Origin of the sequence: Wolbachia endosymbiont of Nomada ferruginata (assembly GCF_001675785.1) — a bacterium.
In the GTDB taxonomy this organism is placed as follows: Bacteria; Pseudomonadota; Alphaproteobacteria; order Rickettsiales; family Anaplasmataceae; genus Wolbachia; species Wolbachia pipientis.
The window spans coordinates 1-14,725 of record NZ_LYUY01000019.1 but is presented as its reverse complement, the minus strand read 5'-3'; the positions used below and the strand labels follow the sequence as shown (position 1 = coordinate 14,725).

The following is a 14,725-nucleotide window of genomic DNA, read 5'->3' as shown; positions in this document are numbered from 1 at the left end:
ATTAAAAATAAGACGCCAACTACGTTGTTTTCTTGCTGTTTAATCTGCACAGATGAAGATAACTGAATACCTTCAGTACCATGATAAGGAGGCTGGCGGAGTTTGTCAAGTAAGTTTTTCGTTTAATCCGTTTCTATGGCTTAGGTGCCCTTGACTTCCGGCTGGGTCGAATTTGTATAGCTACATTGTCAGTAAATCTAAATTGCTTTAATAATTTTGATTGAAAAATAGTTTTTCTATTATATAAATGCTACTTTAGGGTAATCAAAATGGAAGACGATAAATATAGCCTAGGTTTAAGAGTTATCCATTGGTTGATGGCTATTTTTATTATCGGTATGCTTTGCTCTGGACTTTATATGAAAAGCTTACCACTTAGCAATGAAATTAAGTTCAACATATACGCTATTCATAAGGCTTGCGGTATCACTATTCTTGGATTAATCATAGTACGCATATTTTTTCGCGTCTTTACTTATGTTCCACCACTTCCAGCAAATTTTTCTCGGTTTGTAATCAATATAAGTAAAGCAGTACACTTTGGTTTATATTCTTTGATGGTGCTAATGCCACTATCTGGCTATGTCATGTCTTCTGCTTCTGGCAAACAGATCAAATATTTTTTTCATATCCCTTTGTTGATTAATCAAAACAAAGATCTAGCTAACACGGCTAACGAGCTACATTCGATGCTTGCATATTTTATGGTACTCTTTATAATCTTACATATACTTGGCGCCTTAAAACACACATTTATAGATAAACAAAATATTTTTAAACGTATGATATAGGTTATATGTTAAGTAGCCTCTGGAAAAAAGGAACAGATTTTCTTGGCAGTGAGTTTGCTATAATGGGTGGTGCTATGAGCTGGGTTTCAGAGAGAAACTTGGTCTCAGCAATCTCAAACGCTGGTGGTTTTGGTGTGATTGCATGTGGTGCAATGTTCCCAGACTTACTGGAAAAAGAAATCATAGAGACACAAAAATTAACTAACAAGCCATTTGGTGTAAACCTAATTACTATGCACCCAAAGTTGAGTGAGTTGATAGATGTGTGTATTGAAACGAAAGTGAGCCATATAGTGCTTGCCGGTGGACTGCCAACAAAGCCTAATATAGAAAAAATCAAGGGTGCAGGCATTAAAGTTATGTGCTTTGCACCAGCATTAAGCCTTGCGAAAAGGTTAGTAAAAATGGGAGTAGATGCATTAATAATAGAAGGAATGGAAGCAGGTGGGCATATAGGTCCAGTTAGCACTTCTGTTCTTGCACAAGAGATATTGCCTCATTTTAAAAATGAACAAATACCAGTGTTTGTTGCAGGTGGAATAGGAAGAGGTGAAATGATAGTTAATTACCTGGAAATGGGAGCAAGTGGCTGTCAAATAGGTACATTATTTGTCTGCACTAATGAGTCAATTGCCCACAAAAATTTTAAGGAAGTGTTTATTAAATCGGCCGCACGTAATGCAATACCTTCTGTACAGATAAGTGCTGATTTTCCTGTAATTCCTGTAAGAGCTATAGCCAACAAAGCAAGCGATGACTTCATGAAGCGTCAAAAAGAAGTTATTGATGAATACCAAAAGGGACAGATCTCAAAAGAAGATGGGCAGCTTGAAATAGAAAAGTTCTGGGCTGGAGCTTTAAGAAGGGCAGTGATTGAAGGAGATGTTGAAACAGGATCTTTAATGGCCGGTCAAAGTGTTGGCATGGTTGATAGGGAAAAGCCTGTGAAAGAAGTGATAGATATATTAGTTCAACAAGCAAACAATCATATTGAACGCAAATCTGTAGAAGTAGAAAGCCCAGAAAGCAAATAGTTAAGCGACCTTCCAATAAGCAAGTTGCCGCAATTATTTATAATATGGCATAATTGCCCAGTTTTAATGTAAAATTAACGCTAAAGAGGTATCTATACATTTTGTTATGTATGGAGGAGTCTATGCTAAGTTCTAAAAAAGATATTAACCAACAATTGCACGACACTATATACAAAAAGGTAACAAAAAAAACACATAATCATGAAAGCCCAAAAAAAAATGGAGATGGAACTATCAAAAAATGCATAGAGTTGTTCAAGAAAGAGGCTAATCCTAATGTATTAATTGAATTAGAAAAATCACTGAAAGAGCAAGAAGAATCTTATAATTATTACACCAAAAAATTTCTTCCAGTGTTGGAAACAGAAGTAATGAAATTAGAGGTCGAGCTTTCAGTATCTAACAATGAAAGAGAACAATTACAAAGATCACCAACAAGAAGAGGGAAAATATTAGAAATAATTTCAGGGATTATTAAAAGGAGCAGCAATAAAGATTCAAAAATAGAAGAACAACCTATTAATTCCATAAAAAAAGAGATCCCAGTGTCAAGCACTGGGATGACAGAAAATAATGTAGAAAGTCCAACTAAAGAAGAAGTATGTGCTAGTAGCTCAGATAGTGGAGTAAGTTCATGCAAACCGAGTGAAGAAAGTTTAGAATCACCAATAAGTAGTAGAAGGAGCAGTATGAGCTCAATATTAAGCTCTGCTGGAGAAAATAACGATCCACAAAAAGAAGATACTGGGAATCAAAAGCAACTAGAGCAGACTGCAGAAGAAGAGCCACAGGTGTCATCCCAGTGCGTGACACTGGGATCCAGAGAAAAAGAAAGTATGGATCCAAATAGTCAAACTACTCAGATGACAGGCAGCCAGGCAAAAGATTCAATGCAACCCGAAGAAAAAAGGGACAGAAAAAACGCCATTACAATCGTGCAGAAATTTCCTTTGAATAAGAAAAAGGGTGAAGATACTCCACTTGAAAAACAACCCAATAACAGAAATCTTCACGTTGCACTTGTAGCAGGTTGTGCTCTCTCCACAATAGGGTGCATTGTTGCAGGAGCAATGACATCAGGATTGATAGGAGCAGGACTACTTGCTATGGCTGCAGTGTTTGCTATAGCAGCAGTAGCTGAATTGCATTCAAACTTCCTATCAAGTAAATTAACATCCATTAATGTGAGTCCTCTTGTTGATGATAAAGAGCTTACAGCATGTTCACAGCGGTAAAAATTAAATATGTGTTACTTGTAGTGGATAAGTGAATTCAGTTCTTGCCTATTGATATAAAAGTTGTTATATTTAAGAAATGTTTAAAAGGTATTTAGTTGATGCGCATTCAATTGAATAAAGTTTTGGTTTTTATAGCCTTATTAAGTTTCATTTTTGCATCATATTCTAGCGAAGCAAGTTCGGCGAGTGATGAATTAAAGGGTATACAAGAAACGGTAAAAAATTTTATTTCTTCATTTTCAGTTAAAGATACTGTAGAAAATATGAGTCCTTCAACAATCATAGGGTTGTGTATAGCTGCGGTGATACTTGCAGTAGTGTTCAGAGGTCTAATCTTTTTTATGATAATGTTTGGTGTACTGGTCCTGATGTTCGGTAGTACAGAAAAGGCAACAGACTACTTAAAAGAAAAATTTAACTTTGCAAAAGATATAAAATTACAATCCGATAGCGAAAAAAAAGATAAAAATTAAGATAGTATTTTTATCTTTTTTAATTATCTTTATTGAATACGCATATGCAGCTAAAAGTACCAGCGATTAACTCTAAGTTTGAAAAAAAGAACAACTTAGCATTACTAGAAAGCATTGATTTAGATTTTGTTCCTTATGCTTGTCATTACGATGAAGAAACCATACTAACAAAACAGGGAGAATTGTTAAAAATAATCAAGTTAGAAGATTATTCTTCTGTTGATAACTACAGCGACCTCAGAACTGAAATTAGAAAAAGCATATCAAAAAATATTAATAGCCTGTATTTTACCGTTTGGATTCATACCGTTAGAAAGCGCAATAAACTGAGCTTGAAATGGAATAAAACTGAAGACTTCTCTGACAACCTACATTCAACGTGGTTTAATAAACTAACTGATAGTAAATTACAGTATATAAATGAACTATACATTGTAATATTGTTTAGCGATTTTGGCAAGCATACTAATAATTCGTTTTTTTTCAATAGAATAAAGAATAAGCATAAGTTGTCTTTACAAGAAAGCCATCAGGAGTTGCAAAAGATAACTGACTTAATTCAAAATGATTTAGAACCTTTTGGAGCTAAAAAACTGGGTCTAAGGTTTAGTGAAGGTAAAATATATTCTGAAATGATAGAATTTCTCCACTATATTGTTACATTAACGCACAAAGATTATCCAATACATGAAAGGGACCTGTCGCAATATATTAGAAATTTTAAAATAGCTTTTGGTTTCAATACGTTTCAAACAATATTTGAAAATCAACAGAAATTTGGCTCTATTTTCAGCATAAAAGAATACCGGGAAATCTCTTTAGGTAATATAGATAGATGCTTGCAGCTTGAATCTGAATTTATCATTACAGAAATAATGATATTTACTAGTAATAATAAAGCAATAAAAGAATTTAAAAAACAAATCAACATGCTGCAAATTAGTGAGGATAATACCTTACTTAAAAGCTCAGGAATTGAAGAAATAATAGAGCTTGAAAAGACCTCTAGTATAGACTTCTGCCAACAGAAAATTATTTTTACAATATTTGCAGATGATAGGAATAAGTTAGCTGAAAGTATTAGTGATTTATCTTCTATAATGTCATTAGTTGGCTTCATGATGTTTAGAACTGATTTACATATGGAAAGTCATTTTTGGGCACAACTTCCAGGCAATTTTGCTTTTATTACGCAACCGAAAAATATCTTAACAAAATACGCTTGCAGCTTTGCTATGCTGCACGATTTTACGTCAGGTACATTAAAAGGAAGAAGGTGGAAAGAAGCGGTAATGATTTTTTTCTCAAAAAAAGGAAATCCTTACTTCTTTAATTTTCATGGAAAAAGAAATAATGGCCATACTACGATACTCGGAGCTCCAAATTCAGGCAGAACTTCACTCATTAATTTTCTATTATCAGAATCAAGAAAGTTTAACCCAAGAATTGTCATATTGGATAACACTGGAAAATCAATAATTTTTACTAAAGCAGTGAGTGGTAAATATTACATAATCGATCCAAAATATAAGGACAAAAGCCTAAAATTTAATCCACTAAACATTGAAGATAGTGCTTCCAATCGCAATATGTTGGTTGAACTGATCAGAAGAATGGTAGCCGATACGAGCTTGGTGGACGTAGAAGAAAAGATAAGAAAAATTGTGGATTCTATATTTGCTATACCCAAGGAATCACGTTCTATTTCACAAATTTCTGAGGTGCTCTTGCTCCTTGGGGGTAAGATAAGTAGATGGTGTGACGATGGTGACTTTGCTTACTTATTTCAAGATGGTGATGAATCAGATATTGACTGGGAAACAAAAATTATATCTCTCAACACCGCAAACCTTACAAAAAAAAAGGAATGTATGTCCGTGATACTTTACTATTTTTTATATTCTTTTGAGGCAAAATGTGATGGCTCGCCTGCAATACTTGTTTTGGATGAAGCATGGGAGATAAGTAATATTTTTCCTACAGAGAAAGAGTTTGATAACTGGATGCAAAGAATGACGGAACTAAATGTTGTAGTAATCCTAAGTACTGAGAATTTAAATCTCGCATTTGCTAGCAAATTTACTCAATATTTAGATAAACATGTTGATACAAGAATCTTGATGCCGAACGTCAATGCAAATAGATTATACATGAAGGCATTTTCTCTATCGAAAGAGGAGCTGAATATAATTCTGCAGACGCCAACACAGGAAGGTTTATTTTTGATAAAACAGTACAAAGGATTAGTAACCTTAAATCTGGATTTGAAGGATATGCAAGAAATACATGTACTTTCAGCTAACAAAGAGACTATAAAGTATATGTATGAGGCAATAAAAGAAAAAGGAGAAGAAGTTAATGAGTGGTTACCGGTATTTTATGAGAAGTGTAAAGCTTAATTTCTTATTGATATTTTTTTTGATACTTGGTCTTTCGTATCAAGGATATGCTGATTGTCCAACATTTGTAGAAAGTAATACTTGGTGGGAAGCAATAGTTGGTGGAGATTGGGTAAAGGAAATTAAGGTGCAAGCAATAAAAGATCAAGGAGTTGATGGTTACTTTAATCCCAAAATTAGAGTATGTGCTTATGATGGACAAAGTTATTGTTATGACTTACAAAGTGGGGAATCCTGCCGCCAGATATATGGAACGCAAGGTACAGGAGCTGGAGTTTCTGCTGCAGCTTTTATTGATTGGGAAGGGGATAAAACAAAAGCTGGAGGAGAAATTGCTCGGGGTCTTAAATGGGAATGGGCAGACGGTGTTACTGATGAGGAAAAAAGAAGATTCGCTAACTCTCCTAAAATATGTGCTTGCAGTCAAAAAGGGGCTTGTATGTCAGGAATTTCTTCATGGGGTTCTAGAGTATTTTCGGGTGAGAATATTTTTCGTCCTGGGGAGATGGAAAAAGTCTGTGATACCTGCTACCAAACGGCAGTAAAATGTGCTCCTGTTCCACTTGCACCTGGCCCCCCTCCATTTTGTGAACAACTTGCAATGTCGCTTCCACAAGTTAGAATTGTTCCTATAACAGATAAAGACAATGATTACTTTAATCCTAAGGTTAAGGTAATCATTGGTGATCTGAAAGGAAGAGACGGAGAGATTGGAGAAAAATTAGATTTCCCTAAAGGGTATGGAGAAAATAAAGCTGAGTGGCGCTCTATTTTAGACAAAGATGGCATCACGTACTACTTCAAAACTTATAGAGAAAAAGATAAGCTCTGTGCTGAATACCTTGGAACTCAAAGTATAGATGAAAAAAATCCACAGTTCATCCGCTGCTTCCCGGCACCACCTGCTCCAGAGCCTGAAGTAGTAGAAATAGTACAAAGTAACGCGTCTGGAAAGCAGAGTGACACGTTAAAGATAAGAATGAAGATGAGCAAGAGCGCTTGTACTTATGAAGCACGTGGAACCTACAGTGATGGTTTATGTACTTTTAATGTTAATACCGACCACAAACATCCTGTAAATATTGGTCCTCTATCTTTAAAAGTGGTAAAACCAGCAATAGTAGCAAAAACGACTGATAGTAATAACAAAAAAAGTTATATTGATAATATTATAGAAGGTATATTAGAAAGTAATCCGCAACAATTTAAAGTTCTGAAAGAATATGGCTATGTTCCTGATATTGAAACGGAATGTAAAGAGTTTCAGGGGAATAAGTGCAAATTGAACAACTTAGGACAACCAGAAATAGAAGTAAAGTATAAAGGAAATTCTAACAGTAAAATGCTTTGTCTTTCTGGATGGCAGCCAGAACCAGAGGAGTTTGTTCTTGAAAGAGAAAATAAAATAATACCACTAAAATTAATGGGAACAAGATATACTAAATACAATTCTGTTTATTCAAAGGAATCAAATCAGTTCTATTATCTTCCAAGCAAGGAAATAGGTGACCTTTTGAAAAGACCTCAAAATCAGTTGGATAAAATAATATTTAATAAGCAAGGGTATGTTTTCTTCCCTGACAACAATAAACAGGAAAAGGGGAAATGCAGTTACTGTGTAAAAAGAAATGATGAGATAGACGATACATTTAAATCTAGTAAAGGACTGAAAGTAGTGTACAAATTGACGGATGTAGAGCATAGAGAAAAATGTAATCAAGGTGATGATGGTTGTATCTGCTTTACTGGAACATGCAGCCGTTCAACACGATATGTAGACAAAGAAAACACTCAACCTTTTTATACAAAGATTTCACAAAATACAAATGGCGTTGTCACGCAACCAGAAGCACCAATAAAAGCAAACAGAACGGAGGTCTTTTACGCTGATAAATTGTGTAGGTTCGATTTAGAAGGTCTCAAAAAGAAATTAAAAGAAAAATTAAAAGAGATAATCAAGGAACAGCTGAAAAATAAGAAACCAGATCTTGAAAAAAATAATGAAAAATCCTATGATCATAAAAATAAAGATGTTTATACAGATGACTTATCAATAAAATTTGATCGTATTAAAATAGAAGCGTGGGGAAGTGGTGAAGCAGGTCATATACAAGGTAGTGGCTGTGACAATCAAAAATGCCATTCTACTGAAAGCAGAGTAGGGATGCCAGGAGATTATATTAAAGCTAAACTGAAAATCGATCCTAATTATCCTATAATTAAGGTGCAAGTCACAGAGGGAGGGGGTAACCAGGAAAGTAACCTCTCAGATAAGGACGGGGGACCTGTTTTCATAGAAATGTGCAATTCGCAGAAGCAACATTGCCAGCAACTGATTACTGTTGCAGGTGGAGGTGAGTATAGAACATACGGTGGTAAGGGTTATGAGGAAACAGTAATTCATAAGCAAGATTTAAAGCTAGAGGAGAAAATTGTAAAGGCAGATAAACTGAAGTCTACACAAGACAATCGAATAGCATATATAGAAAATGGTGAAATCAAGTATGAAACAGTAGAGTGTGGAAGTGGTTTGAGAAGCAGTAGATCTGGTGCAGGTGGCTGCATTAATAAAAGCAAAGGAATTTATGGTAAAGGCTCTCCAGGGTATGTGAAGATTAGACCTATTATAAAGGAATTTGACGAAGAAGAAATAAATGCTGCTATTAAAAAAGTAATAGAGGATCTATACGATCTTGAAACTATGACTGATTTTTGGGTAGGGGATCTTAACGTGAATATAAGTGGGATAATTAAAGAGGAAGTCAAAAAAGAATTATCAAGGTAAAAAGATATAGCTCTGGAAATGATGCTCTTGTTTTAATAATTAATTAAAGTAAAGCATGTAGTAAATGGTGTAATTGCTGTATCTTAACAAAAAGGTATAACGAATGTAGGAGGGTGCTTTATGTCTCTAAAGAATAAAATTTCTGAGTTAATAGAACAACAATTTAGCATTAAATACCATGACAATTATTTGGCTTACACTATACATAATTGGGCTGCAAGCGAAATATCTGATTCTATTACTTTTTGCATAATTGGTTGTGGAAATTGCAAGATTGGATATCAAGATGTTGCAAAGTCATTCAACATAACAAAAGAAGAAATTGACCAAGGTAATATTGCAAGCATAGAAAGTAAAATAAAAAGTGAAGCTGAAAAATCAGGTAGCGAGTTTTCTGAGTTGATTTCTAGAATGGATCAATCGCTAAAAGAGCAGAGTGAAAAGTCTATTGTACAAATTTTAGATTCATCCGCTGAGGAGATGTTAAGGAGTTTCTGTGATAGCCCTGTACAGTCTCCAGAGCCTCAAGAACCCTCTGCTTCATCTGAAGAGCATGCTACAGAAGGCCCAGAAACTAGTGTTAATTCAGATCTTTTGTCAACCTAATCAACCCCATATATATGTTTTTTTTGTACCCATGCTTTGCGTTTTGGGGTGGAAAGAAAGCACCATTCTTCGTTGCATTTTTCTATCTTCATCACAACAAACTTGTCTATTTTCATAGTAATCTTGCTGTCTACACTCTGTTTTTGATATCCATAAGTATCTTCTTTTACAATCGCGTAGCGCTTATCACTAAGAAGATTGCCTTTTATCCATCCGCAGTCTTCATCTATATCGCAGACCTTTTTCCAACTCCCAAACTCTTCTATCACTTTCAGGGGCAGATTTTTGCAAGTGTATATCCATTTTACAGGATAGTGAAACCCTGGCCCCGTTCTCATGTTGATCTTATTTGATTTGGTTGAAACAAAGTTGTTAGCAAACAAGCTATGGCTAAATAATAAAAACAATAGGATAATAGTACTGAACCAAGATCCCAGTGTCACGCACTGGGATAACGTGAGGGATAGTGTAACAGACTTATTCATCATAATTCACGATTAGGTTGACATAAGATAAAGAGTAAATTAAAAATTGAATAGATCTTTAAATGCAAAATCAATGCCTATAGAAATATTAATGCCTGCTCTTTCACCGACAATGAGCAAAACTGGAGGAAAAATTGTAAAGTGGCATAAAAAAGAACAAGACAAAGTTGAAGTAGGCGATGTAATTGCTGAGATAGAGACTGATAAAGCCATAATGGAGTTTGAATCTATAGATGAAGGAGTTTTAGCAAAAATTTTAGTAACAGAAGGAACAAGTGGCGTGCCTGTAAATCAACCAATAGCTTTAATGCTGGAAGAAGAAGAAGATGAAAGTGCACTTAACAACTATACTTCAACTTCCATCAATAGTGCAGTTAAAAAGGAAGTGACAAAAAGTGCTGTTGATAATCAAAAATCAGAACACCAAGATTTAAACGGAAAGCCAATAAGTTATTCTTCGGTGTCATTCCAGCGCGTGACGCTGGAATCCAACCCCTCAATGTCATCCCAGTGCTTGACACTGGGATCTAGAAAAGAAGAATGGATCCCAGTGTCAGCTACTCAGATGACAGAGGGTTATGCAGAAGGTAGAACAAAAATAAGCCCATTAGCTAAGAAAATAGCTCAAAATGAAGGGGTTAATGTGCAGCAATTAAAAGGTACAGGACCATATGGTCGCATAATTAAGGCTGATGTGTTGGAGTTTTTAGGCAGTGGTATACATACTGAAAGTCCTGAGAAAGATACCATAGTTGAAGTAAGCAACATGCGCCAAGTGATAGCACAGCGCCTGACTGAATCAAAACAGAATGTTCCACATTTTTATTTAACTGTAGACTGCCAGGTTGATAAGTTAATATCGTTAAAAAACGAGATTAACTCAGCAGATGAAAACAATAAAGTAACAATTAATGATCTAATCATAAAAGCTGCAGCTTTCAGCATGAAAAAATTTCCTGATATAAATTCTTCGTGGATAGATAATAAAATACTTAAATACTCGAATGTAGATATTTCAATTGCTGTGGCACTTGAAGATGGGCTAATTACTCCTATAGTAAAAAATGCTGATAAAAAGGGTATTTTATCTATATCAAAAGAAGTGAAAGATTTAGTAAGCAGAGCAAGATCTGGAAAATTGAAACCTGAAGAGTTTCAAGGAGGAGGGTTTACTATCTCCAACTTAGGGATGTTTGGTATAAAAGCCTTCAGTGCTATAATCAACCCACCGCAGTCTTGCATAATGGCAGTTGGTGCATCCAAAAAACAACCAATTGTTATAAATGAGAAAATAGAGATAGCAGAAATAATGACAGTAACACTCTCTGTTGACCATAGGACGGTTGATGGAGCACTCGGAGCAAAATTTTTAAACGCCTTTAAGCATTATATAGAGAATCCTCTGGCGATGCTTATTTGAAACCTGTTAGCATCGTTATTACAAAATTAATACCTCTAAGTTTATAATTCTACTAGTTAATAGGCTTAGAGGTAAAAAAATGAATACTACAGTAGAAAAAAACAATCCAAAAATTTTTCCTAAAAATGAAGGAAAGATTAACTCAAAAGGCATGGTTGCCCCACAGGTAACACCAAGAGCACCAGAGACCAAGTTATCGTTGCAGAATGAGTTAGAAAAAATAGTAAAGCTTAATCCACCTGTTCCTCCGAAATCTTCCCAAGCTAAATTTGCTGGAATAAAAGCGATTTTTGAGCGAAATGCACCTCATTCTCAAGCAAATGATAGTAATAAAACAGTAAGTAGCAATCTTGGAAGAACATTTGGCCCAACAATGCAAAAACTCATGGAAGACAACATTCATAGCACTCCTAACAAACAACGCCGTGATTCAGGGGATAGTGGTATCAGTGATATTAGTAGCAGCACTTCTGATGATGAGGATAGAACAATAAAAGATAAAATGATGGAAAATGTTAAGCAGGATAACCATCAAAAAAGCTTTGATTTACATAAAGTACAAGCAACTGATGAATTAGAAACCGTAAAATTTCTCAAAACGCTAAGCAAGAAAGAAAGAGAAAAACTTGGTTTTTCTCCTAAACAGCAAAATAACCAAAAGGTTGAGACTAGCAAAAAAACTTATAATCCACTTGATTGGAATCCAATCTATCAAGGTAAAAAGCTCTTTAGCTTAGGCAATATGTCGAGTAATTCGTCTTCATGTAGTGAAAAAAGCAATATTTCAGATGTAAGCGATAAGTCTAATAATTCAAACATTGTTAGATGTAATATTACTAGGAGTAACAGTAAGGAAGACCTTCGTAAACCTGATGCTTCACATAATGACAAATCTGCAGGTAAAAAATTATCTAATGTCAATGTAAGCGAATTAATCAGAAAGTTTGAACAAGGTAATGACATAGTAAAAGGGCGTTAATCAAATGTTACCCTATCTTTGTATATGTAAAGGTAGGGTATCTTTTCAAAATAGTATATCCTTTATAGCTTTGTTAATTTTTGACTCCCTCTCTGCAAAAGCAGTTTCTAGAGAGGTTTTAAGTTTTTCCCATTCTTCTTGACCATTTAGAACTAAAGATTTATATTCATTTTCAATTTTTTCCAATGCTCTTTGATATGAAAAACCTAATTCCTCATATATATCAATATTTATCGATTGCAGTATTACCAAAAATGAAAACAAATTCGGATCAGGTAATTCTTCTCTTGTGTGATTCAGAAGACACAGCTTTATTTTTTTTACGCAGTATTCTATTGTTTTTAACGATAGTGACAGGCTTTCTGCATAAAATATAAAACTATCTACAATCAAATTTTTTGACTTTTTCGGTAATTTAATATTTTCAAATAGTTCTTTTGTAAATTTTTCTATCGGTTGTTTTGGTAAATGTAAAGAGAGACCAGTAAAAGATTTTAGGTCAAAATTTGGTCCAAGTATTGTGCTGATTGCTCTTTGTACATTACTCTTATCTTTACTTACAGGAATAATGAAAACCAGCCCCTCCACATCAAGCATATACTTTATAGATTCCAAAAAATCGACAACAAATTTAGGACGGCACACATCAAGATTATCCACCATTATATAAATGTTTTTGTCTTTTCTGATTTTATTAACCACATCCGCTAACTGTGTTTTAAAATCTCTAGTACTCTCTTTTCTTCTTTGGAGAAGACTTAATTCACTCAAGACAAAACCTATGTCTTTTTTATCAGCCTCTTTTGCAGCATCAAGAAATACTGAAAGCATAGCAAGTGGAGATTTACTGATCAGCTTTCCTAGTGTGTTTAGAGAAAATAGCTCTTGGTTTATGTTCTTGAACTGTTGTATAACACTTCTTTTTACTTTATACGATACAAATAAATCTTCAAATAGGAAATTTAAAAAAGAAGGCAGTGGTTGGTCCAATGCATTGATATCCCATGCACTATAATAAGCTGCAATTTCATTTTGCTGTTTTAACTCTTTTACCCATTCTTTCAAAAAAAACGTCTTGCCCCATCCATCATATCCTTCCAAAGATATTATTGTAAAAGACTGATCAATTGTTTTAATTATATTGTTAAATTTACCTGAAAATTGCTTATAGTTTAGACGGTCATTTTCCCAAGCCACCACTTTAAGTGGTGGCGCTATTTCTTTCTTTTTGAATGTTATTAGCGATATAAGTTTTTTTAAGCACATGTCTTATTTTATATTTAACTCATATTCTTGTCTTGAAGTAAGTGCTATCCTCAGCGTTCCTTCATCAAGATAGTCAATTTCTCCGCCCATTGGTATGCCACAAGCAAGGCGCGATATTTTCACATTCAAGTCTTTTAGCAATTGAGTTATATATTGTGCAGTAACTTGGCCCTCTAATGTTGGATTGATTGCGATAATTATCTCTTCAATTTTAGACTCCATCACTCTTTTCAGAATAGTATCAAGGTTGAGTTCTTTTGGACCTATGCCATTTATCGCAGACAATCTGCCACCCAAAATATGGTATAAACCTGAATATATACTTCCTTTTTCAAACGCCCATAGATCACCTAATTCTTCTACTACACACAGTAACTTAGTGTCACGTTTTGGGTTAGTACAAATAGAACAAGGTGATTTAGTATCTAGATTTCCGCAAACTTCACACTCTATTATAAGATCTGCTAGCTCTTTAATCAAAGATGCAAGTGGTAGCATAACTTTCTCTTTGTTTTGGAGTAAATGTATAACTAACCTGCGTGATGATGATGGCCCTAAACTTGGCAATTTAGAGAAAGCATGAACTAGATTTTTTATGTTAACGTTCATTCAATAAATTCAGAATAGGCAGTCAAATGGTAACATCAAACCCTTTGTAAAGAAAGTGGTAAGTTTCTCTTGATCCCACTTTGATCAGCTATAGAAAAAATTTTTTACTTTAACGAAAAAAATTACTTCCGCACACTTAAAGCCTGATTATAATAGACTTCTTGCATAACCCAAACTAAGTAGAAAAAAGGTATCATCCGAGTAGCTCTCCTTTGTCATCCTAGTGCCTCCTTTTTTGTCATCCCAGTGCCCAGACACTGGGATCCAGGAATTTTATTAAGTTGGTAAGCATAAAAGTATAGCTAACGTGAGCTCTACGTCATACTGCCGCGAACCGTCATACCGCGATTCATTCGCGGTATCTCTTAGCCGCTAACAAGTAGCGGGATGACGGTTGTCAGGCTAGCTGTCATCCCAGTGCCCAGACACTGGGATCCAGAAATTTTAATTGTAAGTAAGCATACTGGGTTGATAAGTATAAAAGTAGCTAGAAAATAAACATTTTTGATGAGATTATATGGAAAACTGGATGCCAGTGTCAAGCACTGGCATGACACCCTTCACGGACTTTTAAATTACTTTAGCTATAAATATTAAGAAATTTACCAAATGAAAAAAAAGGCAAAAGAAGCCCTGGGGT

At 34.6% G+C, this 14,725-nt stretch carries 13 protein-coding genes; 10 read left to right on the top strand and 3 right to left on the bottom strand.

Annotation, left to right across the window (positions count from 1 at the left end; translation table 11 throughout):
- Positions 1-269 precede the first annotated feature (269 nt).
- The 7 genes from BA053_RS02020 (at position 270) to BA053_RS01990 (ending at position 9,326) form a co-directional block, all read left to right on the top strand.
- Positions 270-791: a cytochrome b gene (locus BA053_RS02020; RefSeq protein WP_065094760.1), complete on the top strand. Its 522-nt coding sequence runs from the start codon at positions 270-272 to the stop codon at positions 789-791.
- A gap of 5 nt (positions 792-796) precedes the next feature.
- Positions 797-1,825, top strand: a complete 1,029-nt coding sequence (locus tag BA053_RS02015) for an NAD(P)H-dependent flavin oxidoreductase (RefSeq protein ID WP_065094761.1) — start codon at positions 797-799, stop codon at positions 1,823-1,825.
- A gap of 122 nt (positions 1,826-1,947) precedes the next feature.
- Positions 1,948-3,060 (top strand): hypothetical protein, encoded by a 1,113-nt coding sequence (locus BA053_RS02010; RefSeq protein WP_065094770.1) that lies wholly within the window; start codon positions 1,948-1,950, stop codon positions 3,058-3,060.
- A gap of 101 nt (positions 3,061-3,161) precedes the next feature.
- Positions 3,162-3,536: a hypothetical protein gene (locus BA053_RS02005; RefSeq protein WP_022626145.1), complete on the top strand. Its 375-nt coding sequence runs from the start codon at positions 3,162-3,164 to the stop codon at positions 3,534-3,536.
- A 44-nt stretch (positions 3,537-3,580) separates the two neighbouring features.
- Positions 3,581-5,935, top strand: coding sequence for a VirB4 family type IV secretion/conjugal transfer ATPase (locus tag BA053_RS02000; RefSeq protein WP_065094771.1), 2,355 nt, complete (start codon positions 3,581-3,583; stop codon positions 5,933-5,935).
- Positions 5,916-8,720, top strand: a complete 2,805-nt coding sequence (locus BA053_RS01995) for a hypothetical protein (protein ID WP_065106700.1) — start codon at positions 5,916-5,918, stop codon at positions 8,718-8,720. The genes BA053_RS02000 and BA053_RS01995 overlap by 20 nt, the downstream gene beginning before the upstream one ends.
- Before the next feature lie 120 nt (positions 8,721-8,840).
- Positions 8,841-9,326, top strand: coding sequence for a WBM0748 family T4SS-associated protein (locus BA053_RS01990; protein ID WP_065094764.1), 486 nt, complete (start codon positions 8,841-8,843; stop codon positions 9,324-9,326).
- On the opposite strand, the gene BA053_RS01985 is transcribed toward BA053_RS01990, so the two are convergent.
- On the bottom strand, positions 9,323-9,811 hold the full coding sequence (locus tag BA053_RS01985) for an SH3 domain-containing protein (protein WP_245611553.1): 489 nt from the start codon (positions 9,809-9,811) through the stop codon (positions 9,323-9,325). The genes BA053_RS01990 and BA053_RS01985 overlap by 4 nt on opposite strands.
- A gap of 73 nt (positions 9,812-9,884) precedes the next feature.
- On the opposite strand from BA053_RS01985, the gene BA053_RS01980 reads away from it, so the two are divergent.
- Positions 9,885-11,231, top strand: a complete 1,347-nt coding sequence (locus tag BA053_RS01980) for a pyruvate dehydrogenase complex dihydrolipoamide acetyltransferase (protein ID WP_065094772.1) — start codon at positions 9,885-9,887, stop codon at positions 11,229-11,231.
- A gap of 79 nt (positions 11,232-11,310) precedes the next feature.
- Positions 11,311-12,210, top strand: a complete 900-nt coding sequence (locus tag BA053_RS01975) for a hypothetical protein (protein WP_065094766.1) — start codon at positions 11,311-11,313, stop codon at positions 12,208-12,210.
- A gap of 45 nt (positions 12,211-12,255) precedes the next feature.
- Here BA053_RS01975 and BA053_RS01970 read toward each other — a convergent pair whose 3' ends face one another.
- On the bottom strand, positions 12,256-13,476 hold the full coding sequence (locus tag BA053_RS01970; RefSeq protein WP_065094767.1) for a KAP family P-loop NTPase fold protein: 1,221 nt from the start codon (positions 13,474-13,476) through the stop codon (positions 12,256-12,258).
- Positions 13,477-13,479: 3 nt separating this feature from the next.
- A complete protein-coding gene (gene recR, locus BA053_RS01965; RefSeq protein WP_065106698.1) occupies positions 13,480-14,085 on the bottom strand; it encodes a recombination mediator RecR in 606 nt (201 codons plus the stop codon).
- Positions 14,086-14,472: 387 nt separating this feature from the next.
- Here recR and BA053_RS08285 point away from each other — a divergent pair, with 387 nt between their 5' ends.
- On the top strand, positions 14,473-14,583 hold the full coding sequence (locus BA053_RS08285) for a WPE palindromic element domain-containing protein (protein WP_080717651.1): 111 nt from the start codon (positions 14,473-14,475) through the stop codon (positions 14,581-14,583).
- The last annotated feature ends 142 nt before the right edge of the window (positions 14,584-14,725 follow it).